Below are 21,685 nucleotides of genomic sequence, written 5' to 3'. Positions count from 1 at the left end.
CAAAAGGGAAAGGACCAATTTGCGATGCAAGACGTTACACCTTTGATAAAACTAGAAAATGTCCGTGTTCATTATGCTTCCGAGTCAGGACGTGTTCGTAAGGCAGTGGATGGGGTTTCGTTGGATTTAGCACCCGGTGAATGGATAAGTATTGTGGGAGCCAATGGTAGCGGCAAAAGTACGCTAGCTGGACTGCTGATTGGATTCACTCCGCTATCTGGCGGAGAAAGAATGGCTGCTTCAGAACTGGTTGTGCGTGGAGTCCTCCAGCAGCCTGATGCCCAGGTACTTGGAGATACCATTGAGGAGGAATTTCATTTTGCCTTATCCTCACTGCTGGAATCTCCTGATGAACAATTACGTCGGAGAGAGCACGCATTACATACGGTAGGACTTGAACACCCGCCACAGGCGGCAATATCGATGCTGTCTGGAGGGCAGAAGCAGTTGCTTAATATCGCGGTAGCGCTGGCGGCCAAGCCGGATGTACTCATTCTGGACGAACCTACGGCCATGCTTGATCCGGGAGCCAGAGATCGAATGGAAGCTGTAGTTCAAACTATTGTCCAGCAGGGGACGGCGGTAATCTGGATTACGCATCATTTGGAGGAAGCGACTCTTTGCAATCGAATTATTGCCATGGAACAGGGACGCTGTGTATATGATGGAGCGCCTGCGGCTTTCTTCTATGGAAAAGATAAGGAAGAGACGGCGGCTGACGCTGGAAAAGGAGCACAACAACCATCACCCTGCGAGAAGCTTGGGCTTGCGCCACCTTTTACAGTGCAGACGGCTCTACTCCTGAAACGGAAAGGTTTGCTGCATCATGCAACTCCTCTGCGACCAGAGCAGTTGGTTAAGGAGGTAGCCCTTTGGCAATCGAATTAGAACATGTAGGTATAGCTTCATCACAACCTGACAAAAGAGCGCTGCTTCAAGATATCACTGTCCGACTGAACCGTGGCGAAATCACTTTATTATTAGGCTGCACAGGATCAGGCAAAACTACACTGCTGCAAACGATCGCTGGCCTGAAACCTCCAGATGAGGGTAGCCTCAAGCTGGACGGAGAGCTTTTCTGGCAGAACGGGAAAGTGCCACAGTCCATTCTGTTGCAAATGGGGTTGGTCTTTCAATTCCCAGAGCAGCAGCTGTTTTCCCGAAGTATTGGGCGTGAATTTGCTTATTCTCTGCGTCCATATCGGCTACCGGATGAACAAAAGAAAAAGCAGATTTCCGAAGCACTTGAGCACTGGGACTCTCCAGCGGGTCAGGGAGAGGAAGAACGATTCCATTCGGACAGATCCCCCTTTGCACTAAGCGGGGGAGAACGGAGAAGATTGGGGCTTGCCCTGGGAACTGCTACGCAGCCTTCATGGCTATTGCTCGATGAACCCAGCGCTGGATTGGAAGCCCAAGGTGTGCTCATGCTGCTGGATGTATTGAATCAGCATCGAACTACAGGTGAGGGAGCCATTGTGGCTACACACGACCTGGACACATTTTTACCACATGCGGATCGGGTTCTGTTGTTGAAGGCTGGGCGTCTGGTTGCTGATCTCATGCCACGGGAACTTCACACAAGGCCAGACCTACTGGAGCTTGCCGGAATTGGTCTGCCACCCTCCATGCAACTGGCACAACAATTTGCGGCGGCGGGCATTCATTTTCCTACTACTGCGTTGACCCCGGAGGAAATGGCTGAAGGTATTGTTCAGTCCGTCAATGAGCCTTTAGAGCAGAAGGTTGATGTTATTGGTAATGAGGATCAACTCGGAATGGATGAAGCGAAGCTTACCTTTTCAAGCTCTAACACTCCGGGAGGAGAAGGCATGCAGGAGGGCAGATACGCCCACGCAGAAACAGGCACCAACAGAGGATTATATGGGGCCATGGACCCGCGTTTGAAATGGGTTTTATACATTTTGCTCGTGACCGCGACGATGCTTCAACACCACTGGTTAGGTCTCTCTCTTACGTTGGTGCCAGTCATCTTGGCACTTGTTGTGCTGCCACGTCAGGCTCTGATGGGATGCTTGAAATTAATGAAGCCGCTCGTATCGTTCTTTCTCGTATCAACCGCGTTGTCGGGCACAACTCTTTCTACAGAAGATGGCGGCCTACAGTTCGGATTTTCCTTGATACAGGCGGAGGGGACGTTACTGAATGTATACCGTTTGTTTATCGTTACGTTGGCAAGTCTTTGGTTTTCACTGACTACGCCATATGGGCGTATGGTTGAGGGACTGAATTGGGTGCTTGGTGTCGGCAAAAAAATTAAACTGCCCGTGTCGTCGTTTGCACTCGCCGTGTCCTTAATCTTTCGTTTTATCCCGATGATCTGGAGTGAATGGCAGCGATTCTCGCTGATTGTCCGGGCACGCGGCAAAGCTGCATTACGACCGAATACGGTACGGATACGTGATCTTGGTCCAATGGTTATTCCCTTGCTTATGGCGCTGTTTCAGCGTGCAGAAGATATGACGATTGCGATGGAAATGCGGAAAGTTAGAGAGAATTCCTTGCTTGGAGCACGTTCCTCCTTATTGGTATGGTCCAAACGAGATACATGGATTTGCATGATTGGACTTATTGTTTTTGTATTTTATATCTGGATCAGAGACTGAAACGCATTGTTTGCCATGAATCATGCATAAATCCTTACATTTCCGTTCAAAATAAACATGCTTTGATCACCACGAAGCAGATATGGAGGGACGAACGATGAAGGATAAATTTTTGCAAGAAGAAAGACAAGAATATACCGATGTATCCACGGTGGAGTCGCAGCGAAATGATATCACACTCGAAGAGTTCCCAGAAGGTCCTTACGGCTCATCTCTAATGTCTGAATCACTTGGCAAAAGCTCGCCGTGGCGAGTGGATCAAAGGACCGCACACCGTTTCGATTATGAAAATCATGAGCTGCACGAAGGGGAGGTTCGGGATTATCCCGGTCAGGACGTCTACGATGAAACGGTCCCCGATAATGTAACCAAGCCTCAATACCCGGAAGAAGAAGAAGCATAATGACGTATTATATAAAATAGATGATAGCCTTCGGCAGGATCTTCCTGTCCGAGGGCTATTTTTAGTTGTATCGTTTATGAAAACAAATCTCCTCAAATTCCACAATATGGGTTATTATAGGCATAGTTCGTATTAAAATGATAAACAATCCATGGTCAAGCGGGGGATGTCAGAATGAGAGAGATTAACTATAGCGATTATTTTTGGCAGGATGATGAGGTCAGATTACGTGCATTGCGTGAGGAAGATTGGGAGGATCATTATTATAACCGGTTTGATTCACCCGCTCGTCGCTTACTGGAATGTGCAGTAGAGCTACCACCTACGAATGCTGAAGCGAAAAAATTTACGGAAGCCTTCTCCGATTTCTCTCTAGAAAGAGGACGAATCATGTTCACGATTGAAAATATGGATGGTGAGAATGTCGGGGGCGTGAACCTGAACAGCATCGATGAGCGGAATGGTACCTTTAGCATTGGAATTCAAATCGACAGGGACCATCGCGGAAAAGGATACGGGACGAGAGCCATTCGAATTTTGCTCAAATATGCCTTTTTCGAGCGCAGGCTTAATAAATTCAATGATTATGTTCTGGAAGGAAATGAGCCTTCTGCAGCCATGATGAGAAAGCTTGGATGTGTGCAGGAGGGCGTGCGTCGTCAGGTGATTTATACCGATGGGAAATATCAGGATCTGATCCTGTTTGGGTTAACCAAAGACGAGTTTATGGATAAGGAAGGACTTGAGTGAGTCTCATTTTAAATCAGAGCGGCCCGATGTTTATGATCTGCCAATGTTAGTTCGGTAACTGACAATGTGCAAGGGGTGAAATATGAGGAAGCTGTTATGGATAGGTTCGTGCTTTATTGTATGTGTATTGGTTAATGTTACTGCATTCTTCTGGAATGATATTTTTGGATATAAAACGTTAGAGAAGGCTGTTCAGTCTACTTGGAAATACCCCCTTCAAGTGGTTAATGTAGATCAGCAAAATGAACTGGTTTTGTCACTGGACCAAACACAATATGTTTTCGCTGCTTATGAACATAAGAATGGGAGATATCACTATGATACGGATAGTGAATCAGGTTGGACAGCGAGTTCAGATGTGGGGCCCGCCTTTTTGGTACAAGCGGAACCGAAGAACAACAAAGGTAATTTTATATGGGGCGCTTTATATTCCGATATGCCTGTACACAAGTTTAAGATTGAATACACAAACGGTGAGACTCAGGAGGTTGAGTCAAGCAATAATACGTTTATCATGAGAATGACGGAAGCTTACCAGAGTGAAGACAAAATGATGTTAATGACAACGTTCACGAATGTGTATGCTCTTGATGAAGAGAACAACGTAAAACAAGCTTTTAATCTGAATTGATTTTTGGTTATCGAGCTTTAAAGTAAAACGCAGAAGGCTAGATAAGATGTACACCAGGAGGCATTATGAAACAAATTATGAAACAAACCAACCAAAGTGATGAATTAATCATTGATTGCAAAGATATATATTTGCGCGAGTATCGACTTGAGGATTTGGAGAAATTGCAGGAAATCACCTGGCAACCTGAGGTATACGAATTTTTGCCAGGATGGAATGCTGCGGTTGAAGAGAGAGTACTTTGGCTGACTCAATACGAAATCCCTGAGAATCAGAATTTTAAACAAGCTGTTTTGGAGGGAGGAGACATCGGAGACCTCTGTTTACGGTTGGCTATCGTGCTCAAAGAAAATGATGAGTTTATTGGATGGTGCTGCTCAGGGATCAAGGATGAACTGCCAGCGCCCAATCGGGAGATTATGTATGGCATTTCGAAACACTTCCGGAACCGTGGCTATACAACGCAGGCAGTAAAAGGAATAACACAGTATTTATTTGAAAATACAAACGTTGAAGTATTGAATGCCATTGCTTTATTAACGAATCAGGCATCCAACAAGGTAATACAGAAATGCAATTTTGAATATCTGAATATGATTGAAATCGAAAATGAACCTTACAACCATTACCAATTGTTGAAGCACCAACAATAACCCTACTGTAATTGGCTCAAGATGACTGCACAGGAGTGATACCATGGATTCCAAACCCCAGCTTGTTTTAGATCTGGCCGGTGTGCTGATCACCAATCTTTCCTCTTCATTCTGGCAGGAGCTTGCTAGCTATGCAGGTACTCCTTTTCCTGTATTAATCGATCAATTGAGTGGTATACGCAAGGACTTGTGGACAGGAAGCATGACAGAGGAACAGTTCTGGATCTGGATGCAAACCCAATATCCCAATATGGATAAGATGTATGCTTATGAATTGCTTGAAAAAACAACAGAGTTGCTACCTGCCATGCATCGTCTTGAACGATGGAGCAAGCAGGCAGAACTTCATCTCTTAAGTAATCATTGTCAAGAATGGATTCAACCCATTTTGCCGTTGATCCAACCGTATTGCAAGAGCATTACCATTTCCAATCAGGTCGGATATTGCAAGCCCAATATAGAAATATATGAACTTGTACAATCTCATCTAGTCAGGGATGTACGTATTATATATGTGGATGATCAGGCTAAAAATTTGAAGCCTGCTGCTGAGCTGGGATGGGAAACATTACTTGCGGATGAGCAGCATCAATGGATTGCTGAAATTGACGAATGGCTCGCAGACCAATGATAATTATCGACACAGATGCCACTACATACAAATCCACCTATCCACCAATGCGATACTAAACAAATCCCCCTATCATTTCTCTGCAGAAATGATAGGGGGATTTGTCATATGATAAGAGCCGCAATAAAACGAAAGGCTGCATCTTACAAGCCTCGTTCAGCTTAGGATTCACTCTTGACCAATGGCACCAAAATCGTAAATTCTGTTCCTGCACCTAATTGGCTGCGCACTGTGATTTTCCCGCCATACGATTCCACAATCGAACGGGTAATGGCAAGGCCTAGGCCCGCGCCCCCTTGTTTTCTTGAACGGGAAGAGCTTGTGCGATAGAAGCGTTCAAAGATATGAGGGAGATGTTCCGGTTCAATCCCAGAGCCGTTATCTTTGACGGTTAACTCAGCTTTATGCTGAGCGGCATATAAAGTAATGCTGATGGCTCCTCGATCTGAATCGGTGTGCTGAACTGCATTGTGGAACAGATTAAGTACAACCTGTTTCAATTTGTGAGCATCGGCCATTACATGTACTTCAGCGGTCAGGTCGAGATGAACCTGTCTTTCCTGAGCCATCATGATCAGCTGTGGCTGCATTTCAAGCAGCAGACTGTCAAGTTGAATGACTTCCTGCTCTTGCTGAGGGGCCTGATCCAGCTTCGTCAGCATAAGCAGGTCCTCTACAAGTTTGTTAATCCGCATCGATTCACCATACATGCTGTTCAAAGCACTATATAATTGTTCGCTGTTGGAAGCTGCGCCGCGCTTGAGCACCTCAATGAATCCGTGAATGGAGGTAAGAGGGGTACGCAGTTCATGGGAAGCATCAGACAGAAAACGCTGCATCTGTTCTTTTGACTCCCGTTCTGCTTCAAACGAGTCTTCAAGCCTCTCAAGCATGCCGTTAAATGAAAGCGCCAGCTGATCCACTTCCTGTTGTCCCTGGACAGAAGGAAGACGTTCAGCCAAGCTGCCTGCATCGATTCGTTGCACAGTATCTACCATACTGGACAATGGAATTAACGTCCGGCGAAGTGCTTTGGCGTATAGAACGAGTCCAGCCATCATAGCCAGCAGGGATAACATCAAGAAGATCAGAAGCTGTTTCACAATCAGATCTTTTAGCGGTTTCGTAGCCGTACCCATCTGTACCATGGGTAAGCCGCGATTACGCGGTCCAGGTGAAGAGAAGACAATTAGCTGCTCATTGCCTTTATTATCCGTTACAATCCGGTACGGAACATGTTGTTTATCGTTGATCCGATCTGTAATGTTCTGATATTCAACTGACGTCAAGCGAGGAGCGGTCAGACCGTCTTCACCAAAAATATCCTCAAAGCCACTTTGATTATCAAATAAAGCCAGTGAACGATCAGGAATGTATAAGAAACGATTGCCTGATCCTCTTGGATCTGATCCGGATTGCCCGCCAAAAGGATTATTTGTCGCACCACTTCGTGAAGACGATCCGAGCCACACAGGAGGCATGGACATGAGCTGCTCTTCCATGGTTTTCGCCTGGTTGCGATACAAGAAGCTTTCCATAATCCAGAATTGAAGAATGCCAATTAACAATAGCAGAGCAGCCAGAATGAACAGGGAGCGTGCAAGTAATTGAGAGCGGAGCGAACGTGGCGATATCCATTGATGTAGCCAAGTCCAAAGATGTTTATCTTTCTTAAATAGAGAGACCATCAGAGATCCACCCTGTATCCGACACCTCGAAGTGTACGAATGAGCTTATGTTCTTTATCCCCCAGTTTGTCACGCAAGGAGCGGACGTACACCTCCACAATATTCTCTTCTCCACCAAAATCGTATCCCCACACGCGGTTCAGAATGGTCGCTTTACTCAGGACAATACCATGATTGAGCACGATGAATTTTAATAGTTCATATTCGGTTGGAGATAACTCCAGAATCTGATCGTGATAGGTAATCTCTTTGCGTTGATCATCAATTCGGAATGGGCCATGAGTCACTGCCCCTATTAATAAAGGAAACTGGTTACGCAGCCTTGCCTGAATCCGTGCAAGCAGTTCATCGAACGCAAAAGGCTTAATCATATAATCGTCAGCACCAAGCCATAGGCCTTTTACCCGATTCTCGACTTCATCTTTGGCTGTCAGCATGATCACCCCGACCTGGGCCCCGCTCTTGCGCAGACGCTCAACAACCTCAAACCCATCCATCTCGGGCATCATGACATCCAGAATGGCCATATGTGGACGAAAGTCGAGTGCCAATTCAAGCGCAGCAGCTCCATCCGGGGCCGTACGAACATCAAAGCCTTCGTTGCTTAGTCCTAGCTCCAGAAATTGCAAAATATGTGGTTCATCATCGGCCAATAGTATTTTAATGCCAGTACTTAGCTTCATAAGCAGGCGTTCCCTCCCGTTAAATCCATCAATTACGTATCCTCAATTCTAGAGGTCTATATGCTGTATTATCGCTCGCCAAACTGAAAATTAGCTGAAAAATTTGCAAGTTATCCTCAGGCAACATTCAGCGGGCACTCATCCCAGTTTTACTTTGGTCTGTCACAATAGTAGACATGAAGAACTTGAAGGAGTGATTGAGATTGAATAACGCCAAACGAAGGATTGACCTTGTCCTTCTGCCGATTGTTTTACTGGCGGCATTTCTGAACGGGTATGGCATCTGGAACGACCAATATGCCAATTCCTATTATACGACCGCCGTCGGGAGCATGCTGAGGAATTTCCATAACTTTTTCTATGCATCGCTTGACTCGGCTGGTTCCGTAACCGTAGACAAACCACCGGTTGTCTTCTGGATTCAAACCGCTTTTGCTTACGTTTTTGGATTGCATGGATGGAGTGTTATTTTACCGCAAGCGTTAGCGGGGATCGGTTCGGTGCTGCTGATATATTTCATGGTCAAGCCTACATTTGGTCTTGCCGCAGCGCGAATCTCGGCACTTGCGATGGCGACTGTTCCTGTTGTGGCAGCGGTCAGCCGTACCAACAATATTGACAGCATGCTGGTATTCACATTGCTGCTGGGTTCATGGTTTTTGTTCATGGGAAGCAAGCAAGGTAGTACGTGGCGTATCCTGGTTGCCTTTGCACTCATTGGGCTTGCTTTTAATATGAAAATGCTGCAAGCCTATATGATTCTTCCGGCTTTCTACTTGTTCTATCTGCTTGCATTCAATGCAAAGTGGAGAAGAAAAATCATCCTGCTGATCGGAAGTACGGCGGTGCTGGCAGTCGTTTCATTATCCTGGGCAGTCACCGTGGATTCAATACCTACAGATGAACGGCCTTATATCGGCAGCAGTGAAACCAATTCAGTGCTGGAGTTGGCTTTTGGATATAACGGCTTATCCCGTCTCACAGGGCAACAGAACAGATCAGCGAATGCTGGCATGCCAAACGCCTCCGATGAAGGCAAGGCCCGTGGCACCGCAGCTTCCCAGACCTCAGCATCTGATCAGTCGGGCAGCGGCTCGGCTCCAACAGGCAATGCACCGGGAAATGGTGAAATGGGTGGCATGAACGGAATGACTTTTCCAGGCGGTCAGATGCCAAACGGTGGCGAGATGCCTAATGGAAGAAATTTCGGAGGTGGTAATGGCGGCGGAGGCATGGGTGGCATGTTTGGTACCGGGGAGAAAGGTCCTCTGCGGTTATTCCAGACCGAACTGTCCGGCCAGGCCAGTTGGCTTTTGCCGATTGTATTACTGGGCTGCATCGCGATTTTTGCAGGGTTAAGACGGAGAAATATAACCGATAAGCATAAGGAAGCCTTGTTCTGGCTGGCCTGGCTGCTTCCGGTAGCTGCTTTCTTTAGTGTGGCAGGCTTCTTCCATCAATATTATCTGATTATGCTCGCCCCTCCAGTAGCTGCATTAACCGGAGCAGGATTTGCAGCCATATGGACGGCATATCGTGAACGCAATGGCTGGAAAGCCTGGCTGCTTCCGTTATCTGTGCTGCTTACGACCATCTTCGGCTGGTATATCATGCAGGTGTATAACGAAACTATCGGGGCAGTTTGGTCTATAAGTGAATTAATTGCAGGCATTCTGATCACGGTTATCCTGATTGTGATGCTTAATCGTTCACATCCATGGAAACAGGGTTTGATAATTGCAGGTTTCATGGTCATGCTGATCGGTCCGACCTATTGGGCATTCACACCTATCACGTATGGAGGCAACAGCATGATCCCTGCCGCCGGGCCTACAGGTTCCAATGGAATGTTCGGTGGAATGGGCATGTCAATGGGAGATAGACAAGGTGATCGCAATGGTGGCGGTATGGGTATGGCTCAGCCAAATACATCAAATGACACCGACACCGATCAGGATTTCCCATCGTCCGATGAGGCTGACCCGAACAATGCGGGCATGGGAACACCTCCGAATTCAAGCGGAGGCATGCCGACGACAGGTGGTCGAGGTGGAGCGGGAAACCGCAACGAAGAAGTGGACACCACAACACTGAATTATTTGAGAGAGCATAACACAGGTGAAACCTATCTCTTTGCAACGACGGACTATAACCAGGCAGCTCCATATATCATCGATGAAAATGAAGCAGTCATTACGCTTGGCGGGTTCTCGGGTTCAGATCCGGTGTATAGCACGGAAAAATTGGAACAACTCGTGAAGAGTGGGCAAGTGAAATACTTCATGGTAGGTGGCATGGGCGGCCGAGGTGGCAGTTCTGATATTGGCGACTGGATCAAGGATCATGGTATCGAAATTCCAACGTCAGAGTGGAAGACGGGTACGGACAGCGGTTCAGGTTTCGGCGGTCAAACCACTCTATATGAAGTGAAATTATAAGCGTGATCGAATGGTATAAGGGAGGGAACGAACATGGCTCAAAAGTGCCGTTACAGCATTATCATTCCGTTGTATAACGAAGAAGCTGTGATTGAGGAGACCTATCGGCGTCTCAAAAAAGTCATGGGCAGTACAGGAGAGAGTTACGAGCTTCTCTTTGTCAACGACGGTAGCGTGGACCAAAGTGCACAGATGATCCGTGACTACGCCCGTTGGGACGAAAGTGTGAAGCTGATAGATTTCGCACGCAACTTCGGTCACCAGATCGCAATTACGGCAGGGATGGATTATGCAGCAGGCGATGCCGTCGTCATTATTGATGCGGATCTTCAGGACCCTCCCGAGCTGATATTGGACATGATCGCCAAGTGGAAAGAGGGCTATGAGGTTGTCTATGCCCGTCGAACCAGACGAAGCGGGGAGACACGCTTCAAGAAATGGTCGGCAAGCATGTTCTACCGCGTACTGCGTGCGTCGACGGATACGGATATTCCAGTGGATACGGGGGATTTCCGACTGATTGATCGCAAGGTATGTGATGAGATGAAGCGTCTTCCAGAAAAAAATCGATTTGTTCGCGGACTGGTCAGTTGGGTGGGGTTCCGTCAGACGGCCATTGAGTATGAACGGGATGAGCGTTTGGCAGGGGAGACAAAGTACCCGCTGAAACGTATGTTGAAGCTGAGTTTGGACGGCATTACCTCATTCTCACACAAACCGCTCAAGCTTGCAGGTTACGTAGGAGCTATTCTATCCATCGGCGGCTTCATCTATATGCTTAGTGTCATTGCTTCAGCGATATTTACAGATTCTACAATCAAAGGATGGCCTTCGATGGTCAGCATCATGCTGATTTTTAACGGCTTCATATTGATCATGCTGGGCATTCTTGGCGAGTATGTCGGCCGAATCTATGATGAAACGAAGGCGCGTCCGCTCTATATCGTAAGAGATGTGTATCAGGTGGAGAGTCAGTCAAGTCAGTCACGGTTATCGGGCAGAGTTGCTCATCATGACTAATCGGTTGGTCACTATATTTAAGTTCGGAATTGTGGGTGTCCTGAATACTGCAGTGGATGCATTGGTATTCACGTTGCTCGCTGCCGCTGGCGCACCTGCTCTAATTGCCCAGGTGATCTCGTATAGCTGTGGGGTCGTGAATAGTTACTGGTGGAACGGCAGATGGACCTTCCAGGATGCGGGAAGACAGGGCAAAAAAAATGAAATCATGCGTTTTGTAATCACCAATCTGGTGGTTCTTGCGTTATCTTCTCTGATTCTGTACATCTGCAATAGCATATTAGGTTGGAGCGTTGTAATGAGTAAAATACTGGCAACTCTCTCGGGCATGGTTATAAATTATATCGCCAGTCGGTATTGGGTGTTCCGGGCAGAGCCCGTTCAAGGATCTGACCCTTCATCTGATGCTAATGAAAGGAGTGCTTCATGATATGAGAATTAAAAAAGCAGTCATTCCGGCAGCGGGGCTAGGCACCCGATTTTTACCGGCAACCAAAGCACAACCCAAAGAAATGCTGCCAATAGTGGACAAACCGGCGATTCAATACATTGTGGAAGAAGCAGTACAATCGGGTATTGAAAATATCATCATCGTAACCGGACGCAATAAAAAATCGATCGAAGATCATTTTGACAAATCGGTTGAATTGGAGCATTCCCTGTACGCCAAGGGCAAGCAAGCACTACTGGAAGAGGTACAAGCGATCAGCGAAATGGCAAGTATTCATTTTATCCGGCAAAAAGAACCGCTTGGATTGGGCCATGCGATTGGATGTGCTCGTCAGTTTGTAGGAGATGATCCATTCGCCGTACTGCTTGGAGATGATATTATGGTGTCAGATCCACCAGCACTTGCACAGATGATTCATTTATATGAAAAAACAGGCAGCCAGATTGTTGGCGTGCGGCAGGTGCAACCTGCTGACGTGAGTAAATACGGGATTATCGATTCACAAGGGGCAGATGATCGGGTTCACCGAATTACCAATCTGGTAGAAAAACCTTCAATTGAAGAAGCGCCCTCCCGAACAGCTGTGATGGGACGTTACATTCTGAAACCTTCCATCTTTCCCATTCTGGATCGAATCGAGAGAGGTGCTGGAGGAGAATATCAGCTAACGGATGCGCTGAAAGAAGTAAGCCAGGTGGAAGAGCTGCTGGCTCTTGAACTGGAAGGACGCCGCTACGATATAGGTGATCAGTTCGGATATATTCAGGCGATCCTAGAGATTGGACTGATGCGTAAGGAACTACAGCCCATGCTGACACCATATCTTCAGAAGCTTGCAACGCAGTGGGCCTAGGGAGATATGTAGCAGAGGTTTAGATCTGCTTTTAGGAGGGGCTCCTCCGTGCTATGGCCCTGTCATAGACTCCAGCATTGTACAATGGTGCCTGTCACGCTACAATGAGCAAGAAGTTCAAGTTGCTCTTTGAGGAGTGAGGAATCATGAGTCAGACTATCATCAGGGATCTTATTCAGTATATGGACGTGGAGGACAACGCCGCCATTCAATACATTCAGACCGAGCATCGGTTGAAACTGGGACTCTTTTGGGGAATCAAGGAAGGCAGCCGCGTTCTGGAAATCGGTTGTGGTCAGGGAGATACAACGGCCGTGCTTGCACATCTGGTTGGGGAGAATGGGTACGTTCATGGTGTAGATATTGCACCAGAGGATTATGGTGCACCACTGACCGTAGGGGAAGCGGCAGCCAAGCTGCTGAAATCTCCGCTGGGAGACCGAATTCGAATGGATTATGAGTTTGACATCCTAAGTGATCAGGCTCAATTCGCCGAGAATGAGTTTGATGTGATTGTACTTTCCCATTGTTCATGGTACCTGAAATCGTTTGAAGAACTCGCCCAGATTCTTAGCAAGGTTAGGACGTGGGGACATCAGCTATGTTTCGCCGAATGGGATACACGAGTTACAGATGTGAGCCAGCTCTCACATTGGTTATCCGTTCTGATTCAGTCCCAGGTCGAATGTTACAAGGAGAACAGCTTTTCCAATGTGCGCACGCTCTTTACACCGGAGGATATCCAAGAGCTTGTCTCTGCGGCGGGGTGGACGATTAAGGAAGAGATTTCAATCCATTCTCCCGAACTGCAGGACGGTCGTTGGGAAACCGAAATGACACTGGCAGAAGCCCCTGTGGAACTGCAAATGCTTCCGATCCCGGACAAAGTAAAAACACTTCTTCTTTCCGAACTGAAATTACTTCGGACACATCATGCGACGGGGCCTGGGAGTCCACTGGGAACGTATGCGATTGTTGCCAAAAAGCAGTAGAGAAATAACCATTTGCAGCAATTTATAAGAAAAACGTATATCGACGTACTTTCACAGAAGACAGACCACGTTTAGCTGAAGTTTTTCTTGCGATAATTGAATTGTTCAGCTCCGCTGAAAACGTATAAATTCCATGATCTAAAAAAATGTGTTTACTTCACGATGGTAATTTTGATATTATAATCGCAATATCAAATGCGATGAAGAGATGAGTAAATAAAAGGTTTCTTTCACAGAGAGCTCCGGCAGCTGAAAAGGAGTAAAGAATTTTTTGTTGAATAAAGACTCAGAGCAGCACATCGGAACTTTAAGGATTGAGGGATGGTGTGACAGGAGCTCCTGTTACAGAGCAAGAGTATAGGCGGATTGCGGCATAATTGAATGCAGTTATCCTTAATAACTCGAAGAGGCTGGTATGGCGACATATTGGCGAATCTGGGTGGTACCACGAGTGTAACAATCTCGTCCCTGAGACTTTTGTCTTGGGGATGGGATTTTTTGGTTTTTCCGGGATGTTGGCTACACGCTTTGGAAACGCCTGAATAGTGTTTAATAAGAGGAAACTCACACCGAAAGGAAATGATGATTTTATGTCAGCAAAATTGAAAGTAGGTATCGTCGGAGGAACGGGGATGGTAGGTCAGCGTTTTGTGGATCTGCTCAATGAACACCCATGGTTTGAAGTAACGGCTATTTCAGCAAGTGCTAACTCGGCAGGCAAAACATACGAAGAATCCGTACAAGGCAGATGGAAGCTCGCTGCTCCGATTCCGGAAGCAGTGAAAAACATCGTTGTGCAGGATGCTTCCCAAGTTGAAGCTTTTGCAAGCCAGGTTGATTTTATATTCTGTGCTGTAGATATGAAAAAGAATGAAATTCAAGCGCTCGAAGAGGCTTATGCCAAAACGGGAACTCCGGTTGTTTCCAACAACTCGGCTCACCGCTGGACAGCGGATGTACCCATGGTCATTCCGGAAATTAACCCGGGACATCTGGACGTGATTGAAGCTCAACGCAAACGTCTGGGTACGAAAACCGGATTCATCGCAGTTAAACCCAACTGCTCGATTCAGAGCTATGTGCCAGCACTGCACGCCTTGCGTGAGTTCAACCCGACTCAGGTTGTAGCTTCCACGTATCAAGCAATCTCCGGAGCAGGTAAAAACTTTACGGACTGGCCAGATATGCTCGATAATGTCATTCCATACATCGGTGGAGAAGAAGAGAAGAGTGAGCAGGAACCACTGCGGATCTGGGGTAGCATCGAAAATAATCAAATCGTCAAAGCATCTGCTCCATTAATTACAACACAATGTATTCGTGTACCGGTAACGGATGGGCATCTGGCAACCGTGTTTGTGAACTTCGAGAAAAAACCAAGCAAAGACGAAATTCTGGAGCGTTGGTTGCAGTTCAAAGGTCGCCCACAGGAACTGTCTCTGCCAAGCGCACCAAAACAGTTCATTACGTATTTCGAAGAAGAGAACAGACCACAAACGAAGCTGGATCGTGATATCGAGCGCGGTATGGGCGTTTCAACGGGCAGACTGCGTGAGGACTCCCTGTATGATTACAAGTTTGTAGGACTGTCTCACAACACACTGCGCGGAGCAGCAGGCGGTGCTGTATTGATCGCTGAATTGCTCAAAGCTGAAGGATATATTCAGCCGAAATAAATAGCTAGTGTAAATAGGAATAGAAGTAATAGAATATCACTGACAGGTAACCCCTTTTAGTAGACAAGAGTATGAGCATCTGAGAAGATGAATTTATTTTTGTTGAACAGAGGGGTATTTTAAATTCAAACCGTTTTGCTTCGGTATTTGGATGACATCGTTACTAAACATATCCGTTACTAGGGAAGAAGGGATCTGCTCATGTCGTTACAATCATCATTCTATGAAGGGCAAAACCAATATGGTAAATATTACATTGTAAATTCATGAGAATTCAGGTATTTTTATTAATGGCAAACTTTTCTTTTATAAAGTAAAAGTGGATTGTCTTAGCAGGTAGCAATTGAAATGAAGAAGAAAGGAGGAAGAAATATTATGTCAGAAGTTGCTAGTCAAAGAGTACATAAGCCAGGACCACAGCCAGTAAGTTTCGGTAGTTGGATGCTCACATTGTTCCTTATGATGATTCCGCTTGTAAACATTATTATGTTGTTTGTTTGGGCATTTGGAGATTCCAACCCTTCGAAAGCCAATTATGCCAAAGCATCATTGCTGTGGGCAGCGATCGGAATTGTTGTGTATATTCTTGTGTTCGTACTTATTATTGGAGCTGGAATTTCACTCTCAGATTACTAGGTTTATGAATACGTAGCTTGATAAAGTTTCAACTCGAACGCCGACAATAATGTCGGCGTTTTTTAATTTTGTTTTTTCTCATGTTCGTTGATTAGGTACACATTTCGTTAGTTGTAGTTCTATTCCATGAAGAGGATTGGGATTACGATAGAAATATCAAGCGACGAAGTGGGTGATGAGGAAAATGAAGAAAGTAAATGTGCCAGACCACCCACAATTGTTGGGAAAGGGAGTTACGCAGACCAAATCGGTTTCAGGGTGGAAAAGGTTTATAGGACAGTGGGAGTTTCAGGTTATGATCTGGCCTGCTCTGTTATTCTTGCTGATCTTCAGCTATGGACCCATGTGGGGGATTTTTATTGCGTTCCAGGATTACAATTTGTTTGCAGGAGTGGAGAATAGTCCGTGGGTTGGATTCATGCATTTTCGCATGTTCTTTGAATCTCCGGAATTCTGGAGCGTGATGCGAAATACATTTGCCATCAGTTTGCTTAAGCTGTGTATCGGTTTTCCCGCGCCGATCATCTTGGCCCTGATGTTAAATGAAGTGGCAGGCAAGTTCAAACGAGTCGTTCAGACAGTCACTTATGTTCCTCATTTTATGTCATGGATCGTAATCTCTGGGCTCGTATTCTCTATGCTTGCGGTGGATAATGGGGCGGTTAATGAGCTTCTGATCGCACTAAATCTCATTCATGAGCCGGTTAACTGGATGTCCACACCCGAGTATTTCTGGGGAATCCTTGTATCCTTAAATGTCTGGAAAGAGATTGGCTTCGGTTCGATTGTCTATCTAGCGGCCATTATCGGCATTGATCCCGCCCAATATGAATCTGCTTCCATCGATGGAGCGAGCCGTTTCCAACAGATCTTTCGAATTACAATCCCGAATATTATGCCGATTATGATGATCTTTCTGATTTTGGGGATTGGTAACATTCTAAATGCAGGGTATGAAGATATTCTGGTACTGACAAAAAACCTGAGTAATGGCATCGTTCTTCCCGTTGCGGATGTAATAGACACCTATGTCTATCAGATGGGAATTGTTAATCAACGATTCTCCTATGCAACCGCGGCTGGATTATTCAAATCGTTATTAAGTGTAACATTGTTGGTTGTAGCGAACACATTGGCAAGAAAGTTCGGAAAAACTAGCTTGTGGTAAAACCGCGAGTGAAAGAGTGGGAGATCGTCTATGAAACTGTCTGCAGGAGATCGTATTCTCAAAATCGTGATCTATGCGCTGTTGAGCATTCTGGCATTTATTACTTTTTATCCGTTCTGGAATTCCCTTGTCTTGTCGTTGAACGTAGGTTCCGATACCTCCTCAGGTGGGATCACCTTTTGGCCAAGACAATTTACGTTGGAGAATTATGCAGTTGTGTTCCAAGAAAAAAATATCTACAATGCGTATCTCATCACGATTCTTCGGACAGTAATTGGCACGGTATGTGCACTGCTTTTTACATCTTTATTCGCTTATGCGATGTCCAAAAAAGGGATCATGTTCAAGAAAACCTACATGATTCTTGCCGTAATAACCATGTTCTTCAGCGGAGGAATTATTCCGTACTTTATCCTTGTCTATCACCTTCAATTATATGATACGTTCTTATTCCTCGTGCTTCATGGCATGGTTAACGTGTATAACATGATCATCTTCCGTACCTTTTTTATGGAACTTCCGGACGGGCTGGAGGAATCGGCCAAAATGGACGGATGCAGCAATTTTGGTGTATTTTTTCGAATTGTGCTGCCTGTATCCGGCCCCGTTATGGCGACCCTAGGACTTTTTACTGCTGTATTTTTGTGGAATGACTGGTTTATCCCGGCGGTATTCATCAGCAATCAAAATTTGATCCCTCTGCAAACGTTGCTGGTCCAGATTATCAACGCAGGAACAACGGCTTCGCTGATGACCAATCTGAACAGTTATGCGCAAAGTATGGTGCAAAATACGGTTACCGTAAAATCCTTGCAGATGGCTACGATGATGGTGGCCACGCTACCTATTCTCATGATCTATCCATTTTTACAAAAGTATTTTGTGAAAGGTGTTCTGGTAGGCTCACTTAAAGAGTAGTTTGCTCGCAAAATGGTTATGAAGCCTTCTTGTCTGACGGACAGGAAGACGTGTAACATACAACTGTATAAGAGAGGGGCAAGGCAAATATGGAACAAAAACAACAAAAACGACGTAAATCACTGCACTGGCTTCACCTTTCGGCATTAAGTGCAGTACTAATGATCAGTGGATGTACAGGAGGCGAGAAGGGGGCAAGTCCAACTGTAAATGAAAGCGCAAACACCAAAGAGCAGATAAAGACAGGTGAAACCGTCTCTCCAAATGCGGATGCAAAATCAAAAGTAAGACCAGTCAGCTTCACCCAATTTGTCAATTATGACTGGTACACAGCTCCAACATGGGAAGAACGCCCACATGGCAAATGGATAACAGACGAGCTTGGTGTTGTGATGGAACCTGTACAATCCAACGGAGCGGCTGCGACCAAACTCAATTCCATGATTGTTGCCAAAAAACTTCCTGATGCCATAGTACTTGACCGAGGCAAAGACGTGGAACGACTAGTCAGTGCAGGTCAGCTTGTAGCACTTGACCCTTATCTGGAGAAGTATCCTGAGTTTGTAAAGACAATCGGGGAAGAGACGATAAATATGCTCCGCAGTGCGGACGGTAAGTTATACCAAATTCCGAACTGGTTTATTAGTGGTGATAACGGAAATGGCAATGCAGCCTATCTTGTGAATCGTAAAATTTACAAGGAATTGGGATCACCGAAGGTGGAAACCTGGAGCGAGCTTGAGGCTTATCTGAAGCAGGTACAGGAGCGGTATAACGGCAGTATCGTTCCGATTGATTTTGGGGAAATGCGTGACAGTGAATCTCAGATGATCAGCATGCTCTATAGTGGAGCAGCGGAAGATCGCACAGGTGGATTTATTTCACCGGGTTCTGGAGGTGTATTTGGTGTACCGCAGGGGGATCAGCTAAATTCTATTTACATAGATCCTGCTTTTGAACAAACCGTCATGTATGCAAGTCGTTTATTCCGTGAGGGATTAACTTCTAAAGATGCGTTTACCCAGACACGTGATCAAATTTTGGAAAAACTGAAAAATGGTAAAGTCGCTGTATTCAGTGCCTTTGATTCGGTGGTCGAAGGGATAGGGCGTGAAGCTAACAACCATCTGCAAGCTGCCGACCCGGAAGCTGGATATGATGTCATCTGGCCGGTGCATGCTGATGGCGTTGACAAAAACAAGGTGTATCCGAGTGGATACAATACGCTCGGCTGGAACGTGAATGTCATTACGAAGAATGCCAAGGATCCGGAAGCCATTTTTGCTTATATGAACTGGGCGATCAGTGAAGAAGGCCAGCAAGTCCTCTTTTTTGGGCCGAAAGGATTGTTCTATGATGAGGTTAAAGACGGCGTTCCGATCCCGAATGAAGCCTATGTTAACCGTGATCCGAAGAAATATGACGAAATGAAGATTGGAGAGTTTAACTGGTACGGTAACACAAGTTACGTCGATGTGGTCAAAGCCAAACGGGAAGAACTTCTGCCCGAAGAAGCACAAGACTGGACAACGGTTGCCCAGTCCACCGTTTCCTTTAAAACGTCCAAAAACATGACTGAATTCTCCAATCTGGATCCTCTTGCAACTTCGGAAGAAGGGATTATTCTTCAAAGGTTGAAAGATTATTATAAGCAGGTCATTCCTCGTCTTGTATTCGCCGGAAATGATGAAGAAGTGAAGAGTATTCTGGCGGAGGCTCAGGCGGAATCTGTGAAGCTTGGATATGACAAAGTGCTGAAATGGAAAACCGCCAAATGGCAGGAGAATCTTAAAATTATGGGGAAATGATAGTAGAACCAAGCTATACGATGTCAAAACGGTGGGTGTGCTGAGGCACGCCCTTTTATTCTCTATTAAGGAGTCGAACGATCATGTATAAAGCAGCGTTGGTCGATGACGAAAATTACGATCTGTTCGGTATGCGTGAACTTATTCCCTGGGACGAACTTAATATTGAGATCGCTTTCATGGGGAACAAACCACTTGCCGCATTGCATTACCTTCAGAATCATGATGTGGACATTCTCGTTACCGATATTAAAATGCCCGTAATGTCTGGCTTGGAGCTTGCCCGAATGGCACTCCAGAAACAGCCAGAGCTTAAAATCATATTTATCAGCGGTTATGAGGACTTTGATTATGCGAAACAGGCTATTCATTTGAAAGCAGATGGCTATATCCTGAAACCGGTGGATGACGATGAAATTAAGACAACTCTGCAAAAAATCGTTCATGTTCTGAGAGAAGAGAATGCCAGATTGGAGACAAACAATGGGAGCGATGCACTTGAGCATTTTGATTTTGTGAAACAGGATTTCTTGAAGCATCTCATGGAAGGTAGTATTGATGCGCCAACCTTGCAGTCCTTCACCCGGCTTTATCCGCTTCCTCTACGAACGGAGACGGCCCATGCCGTTATTATAGAAATGGATCATATGCAGCACTTGTTCACAGATGAAGAATATGAACGATGGCATGAGCTGACTTTCCGCCAAATTACGTCATGGATTGAAACTAAAAATTGGGGGGCATGGTGCCGATTGTCTACGGACCGAATTGGACTCATGTATTCCTATGATGCTGGGGATATAGAATTGAATCTGAACGAACTTATCCATTACATACGTGATCGTTCCCGCTTTACCATTACGGTCAGCTTTGGACAAAAAACGAATCGGGTTACCAAACTGCCGGTATCCTTTGATGAAGCGCGAAATTTAATCGGATGCAAAATGTTTCTTGGTAAAAATCGGCTTATCTCTCCAGGAGAGGTGCATGTTCCGCTTGTAAGAGATGTACTGGACGTAAATAGTCAGCTGGATCGGCTATTTACAGCGATGTCCACATATGATCTCGTCACGATATGTGATGCCGTGGAGGAGCTGTTTGAGCATGTGCGGGCCTTTTCCGATTCGTCCAAAGTACACCATTTCTCTACTCATGTCCTGTCACGGCTCGAAGGATATTTGAATGCAGAGGCACAAGGTGATTTTCCTCACTTTGCAAAGTGGAAAGCAGAAGGATTTGAGACCGTTCAGCAGTTCGACACGGTGGATGATATTAAATCCTGGCTAAGACGAACCGTGTTCGAATGGTCGGAACATATCTACTTGCGCAAGCAAAAGTCCAATTGGAAGTTATTCTCCGATATTGAACATTATGTTGGGCAGCGTCTGTCACAAGACGTAACTCTAAAGGATCTGGCTGCCCATTTCTCGTATTCTCCAAATCACCTTGGATTTCTGTTCAAGGATAAGGTCGGGGTCAATTTTAGTGATTATGTTGCTGCCCGGCGGCTTGAACATGCCAGGCATCTGCTGCAGACTACTAATCTCAAAATCTATGAGATCGCCGATCAGGTTGGTTATCGAAGTCTCACCTATTTCAGCCGATTGTTCAGAGAAACTTTTGGCATGAAGCCCGGCGATTTTAGAAAGCAGAGTTGAT

At 45.8% G+C, this 21,685-nt stretch carries 20 protein-coding genes and 1 other annotated feature; of the genes, 18 read left to right on the top strand and 2 right to left on the bottom strand.

The window, feature by feature from the left end; translation table 11 throughout:
- The first annotated feature begins 42 nt into the window (after positions 1-42).
- The 7 genes from MHB84_RS30550 (at position 43) to MHB84_RS30520 (ending at position 5,695) form a co-directional block, all read left to right on the top strand.
- Positions 43-888, top strand: coding sequence for an ATP-binding cassette domain-containing protein (locus tag MHB84_RS30550; RefSeq protein WP_179087212.1), 846 nt, complete (start codon positions 43-45; stop codon positions 886-888).
- On the top strand, positions 873-2,627 hold the full coding sequence (locus MHB84_RS30545) for an ATP-binding cassette domain-containing protein (RefSeq protein WP_076291103.1): 1,755 nt from the start codon (positions 873-875) through the stop codon (positions 2,625-2,627). The genes MHB84_RS30550 and MHB84_RS30545 overlap by 16 nt, the downstream gene beginning before the upstream one ends.
- A gap of 97 nt (positions 2,628-2,724) precedes the next feature.
- Entirely contained in the window at positions 2,725-3,030 is a 306-nt protein-coding gene (locus MHB84_RS30540; protein WP_076291104.1) for a hypothetical protein, read from the top strand.
- 174 nt (positions 3,031-3,204) lie between these two features.
- The gene (locus MHB84_RS30535) at positions 3,205-3,780 is read left to right on the top strand and encodes a GNAT family N-acetyltransferase (protein ID WP_076291105.1); all 576 of its coding nucleotides are present in this window, start codon (positions 3,205-3,207) and stop codon (positions 3,778-3,780) included.
- Positions 3,781-3,862: 82 nt separating this feature from the next.
- The gene (locus tag MHB84_RS30530; protein ID WP_076291106.1) at positions 3,863-4,411 is read left to right on the top strand and encodes a hypothetical protein; all 549 of its coding nucleotides are present in this window, start codon (positions 3,863-3,865) and stop codon (positions 4,409-4,411) included.
- Between the two features lie 65 nt (positions 4,412-4,476).
- Positions 4,477-5,064, top strand: coding sequence for a GNAT family N-acetyltransferase (locus MHB84_RS30525; RefSeq protein WP_246318137.1), 588 nt, complete (start codon positions 4,477-4,479; stop codon positions 5,062-5,064).
- A 43-nt stretch (positions 5,065-5,107) separates the two neighbouring features.
- Positions 5,108-5,695 (top strand): haloacid dehalogenase, encoded by a 588-nt coding sequence (locus MHB84_RS30520; RefSeq protein WP_076291107.1) that lies wholly within the window; start codon positions 5,108-5,110, stop codon positions 5,693-5,695.
- Between the two features lie 161 nt (positions 5,696-5,856).
- Here MHB84_RS30520 and MHB84_RS30515 read toward each other — a convergent pair whose 3' ends face one another.
- Complete coding sequence (locus tag MHB84_RS30515; protein WP_076291108.1) at positions 5,857-7,383, bottom strand: sensor histidine kinase; 1,527 nt, start codon at positions 7,381-7,383, stop codon at positions 5,857-5,859.
- Positions 7,383-8,066: a response regulator transcription factor gene (locus MHB84_RS30510; RefSeq protein WP_063563521.1), complete on the bottom strand. Its 684-nt coding sequence runs from the start codon at positions 8,064-8,066 to the stop codon at positions 7,383-7,385. Before MHB84_RS30510 ends, MHB84_RS30515 begins: the two co-directional genes overlap by 1 nt.
- 203 nt (positions 8,067-8,269) lie before the next feature.
- Here MHB84_RS30510 and MHB84_RS30505 point away from each other — a divergent pair, with 203 nt between their 5' ends.
- From MHB84_RS30505 to MHB84_RS30455, 11 genes are all read left to right on the top strand, one after another.
- On the top strand, positions 8,270-10,504 hold the full coding sequence (locus MHB84_RS30505) for an ArnT family glycosyltransferase (protein ID WP_076291109.1): 2,235 nt from the start codon (positions 8,270-8,272) through the stop codon (positions 10,502-10,504).
- A gap of 33 nt (positions 10,505-10,537) precedes the next feature.
- On the top strand, positions 10,538-11,524 hold the full coding sequence (locus MHB84_RS30500) for a glycosyltransferase family 2 protein (RefSeq protein ID WP_076291110.1): 987 nt from the start codon (positions 10,538-10,540) through the stop codon (positions 11,522-11,524).
- Positions 11,517-11,954, top strand: coding sequence for a GtrA family protein (locus MHB84_RS30495; protein ID WP_076291111.1), 438 nt, complete (start codon positions 11,517-11,519; stop codon positions 11,952-11,954). Before MHB84_RS30500 ends, MHB84_RS30495 begins: the two co-directional genes overlap by 8 nt.
- 1 nt (position 11,955) lies before the next feature.
- The gene (gene galU / locus MHB84_RS30490) at positions 11,956-12,828 is read left to right on the top strand and encodes a UTP--glucose-1-phosphate uridylyltransferase GalU (RefSeq protein WP_076291112.1); all 873 of its coding nucleotides are present in this window, start codon (positions 11,956-11,958) and stop codon (positions 12,826-12,828) included.
- A gap of 146 nt (positions 12,829-12,974) precedes the next feature.
- A complete protein-coding gene (locus MHB84_RS30485) occupies positions 12,975-13,820 on the top strand; it encodes a class I SAM-dependent methyltransferase (RefSeq protein ID WP_076291113.1) in 846 nt (281 codons plus the stop codon).
- A gap of 191 nt (positions 13,821-14,011) precedes the next feature.
- Positions 14,012-14,293, top strand: a binding site (T-box leader).
- A 117-nt stretch (positions 14,294-14,410) separates the two neighbouring features.
- Positions 14,411-15,496: an aspartate-semialdehyde dehydrogenase gene (asd, locus tag MHB84_RS30480; protein ID WP_076291114.1), complete on the top strand. Its 1,086-nt coding sequence runs from the start codon at positions 14,411-14,413 to the stop codon at positions 15,494-15,496.
- 375 nt (positions 15,497-15,871) lie between these two features.
- Positions 15,872-16,132, top strand: a complete 261-nt coding sequence (locus MHB84_RS30475; RefSeq protein ID WP_246318138.1) for a hypothetical protein — start codon at positions 15,872-15,874, stop codon at positions 16,130-16,132.
- Between the two features lie 295 nt (positions 16,133-16,427).
- Positions 16,428-17,300: an ABC transporter permease gene (locus MHB84_RS30470; RefSeq protein ID WP_256716900.1), complete on the top strand. Its 873-nt coding sequence runs from the start codon at positions 16,428-16,430 to the stop codon at positions 17,298-17,300.
- Positions 17,301-17,330: 30 nt separating this feature from the next.
- A complete protein-coding gene (locus MHB84_RS30465) occupies positions 17,331-18,218 on the top strand; it encodes a carbohydrate ABC transporter permease (protein ID WP_076291116.1) in 888 nt (295 codons plus the stop codon).
- An 89-nt stretch (positions 18,219-18,307) separates the two neighbouring features.
- The gene (locus MHB84_RS30460) at positions 18,308-20,026 is read left to right on the top strand and encodes an extracellular solute-binding protein (RefSeq protein ID WP_076291117.1); all 1,719 of its coding nucleotides are present in this window, start codon (positions 18,308-18,310) and stop codon (positions 20,024-20,026) included.
- A gap of 83 nt (positions 20,027-20,109) precedes the next feature.
- On the top strand, positions 20,110-21,684 hold the full coding sequence (locus MHB84_RS30455; RefSeq protein ID WP_076291118.1) for a response regulator transcription factor: 1,575 nt from the start codon (positions 20,110-20,112) through the stop codon (positions 21,682-21,684).
- The last annotated feature ends 1 nt before the right edge of the window (position 21,685 follow it).

This window comes from Paenibacillus sp. FSL F4-0087, assembly GCF_038020215.1.
Lineage (GTDB): Bacteria > Bacillota > Bacilli > Paenibacillales > Paenibacillaceae > Paenibacillus > Paenibacillus taichungensis.
This window is presented reverse-complemented; position numbering and strand designations above follow the sequence as displayed.

Excerpts from the sequence above, each read along its gene's own strand:
- MHB84_RS30540 (WP_076291104.1), top strand. The coding sequence starts at position 2,725 with ATGAAGGATAAATTTTTGCAAGAAGAAAGACAAGAATATACCGATGTA.
- MHB84_RS30535 (WP_076291105.1), top strand. The coding sequence starts at position 3,205 with ATGAGAGAGATTAACTATAGCGATTATTTTTGGCAGGATGATGAGGTC.
- MHB84_RS30530 (WP_076291106.1), top strand. The coding sequence starts at position 3,863 with ATGAGGAAGCTGTTATGGATAGGTTCGTGCTTTATTGTATGTGTATTG.
- MHB84_RS30525 (WP_246318137.1), top strand. The coding sequence starts at position 4,477 with ATGAAACAAATTATGAAACAAACCAACCAAAGTGATGAATTAATCATT.
- MHB84_RS30520 (WP_076291107.1), top strand. The coding sequence starts at position 5,108 with ATGGATTCCAAACCCCAGCTTGTTTTAGATCTGGCCGGTGTGCTGATC.
- MHB84_RS30515 (WP_076291108.1), bottom strand. The coding sequence starts at position 7,383 with ATGGTCTCTCTATTTAAGAAAGATAAACATCTTTGGACTTGGCTACAT.
- MHB84_RS30510 (WP_063563521.1), bottom strand. The coding sequence starts at position 8,066 with ATGAAGCTAAGTACTGGCATTAAAATACTATTGGCCGATGATGAACCA.
- MHB84_RS30500 (WP_076291110.1), top strand. The coding sequence starts at position 10,538 with ATGGCTCAAAAGTGCCGTTACAGCATTATCATTCCGTTGTATAACGAA.
- MHB84_RS30495 (WP_076291111.1), top strand. The coding sequence starts at position 11,517 with ATGACTAATCGGTTGGTCACTATATTTAAGTTCGGAATTGTGGGTGTC.
- galU (WP_076291112.1), top strand. The coding sequence starts at position 11,956 with ATGAGAATTAAAAAAGCAGTCATTCCGGCAGCGGGGCTAGGCACCCGA.
- MHB84_RS30485 (WP_076291113.1), top strand. The coding sequence starts at position 12,975 with ATGAGTCAGACTATCATCAGGGATCTTATTCAGTATATGGACGTGGAG.
- asd (WP_076291114.1), top strand. The coding sequence starts at position 14,411 with ATGTCAGCAAAATTGAAAGTAGGTATCGTCGGAGGAACGGGGATGGTA.
- MHB84_RS30475 (WP_246318138.1), top strand. The coding sequence starts at position 15,872 with ATGTCAGAAGTTGCTAGTCAAAGAGTACATAAGCCAGGACCACAGCCA.
- MHB84_RS30470 (WP_256716900.1), top strand. The coding sequence starts at position 16,428 with ATGATCTGGCCTGCTCTGTTATTCTTGCTGATCTTCAGCTATGGACCC.
- MHB84_RS30465 (WP_076291116.1), top strand. The coding sequence starts at position 17,331 with ATGAAACTGTCTGCAGGAGATCGTATTCTCAAAATCGTGATCTATGCG.
- MHB84_RS30460 (WP_076291117.1), top strand. The coding sequence starts at position 18,308 with ATGGAACAAAAACAACAAAAACGACGTAAATCACTGCACTGGCTTCAC.
- MHB84_RS30455 (WP_076291118.1), top strand. The coding sequence starts at position 20,110 with ATGTATAAAGCAGCGTTGGTCGATGACGAAAATTACGATCTGTTCGGT.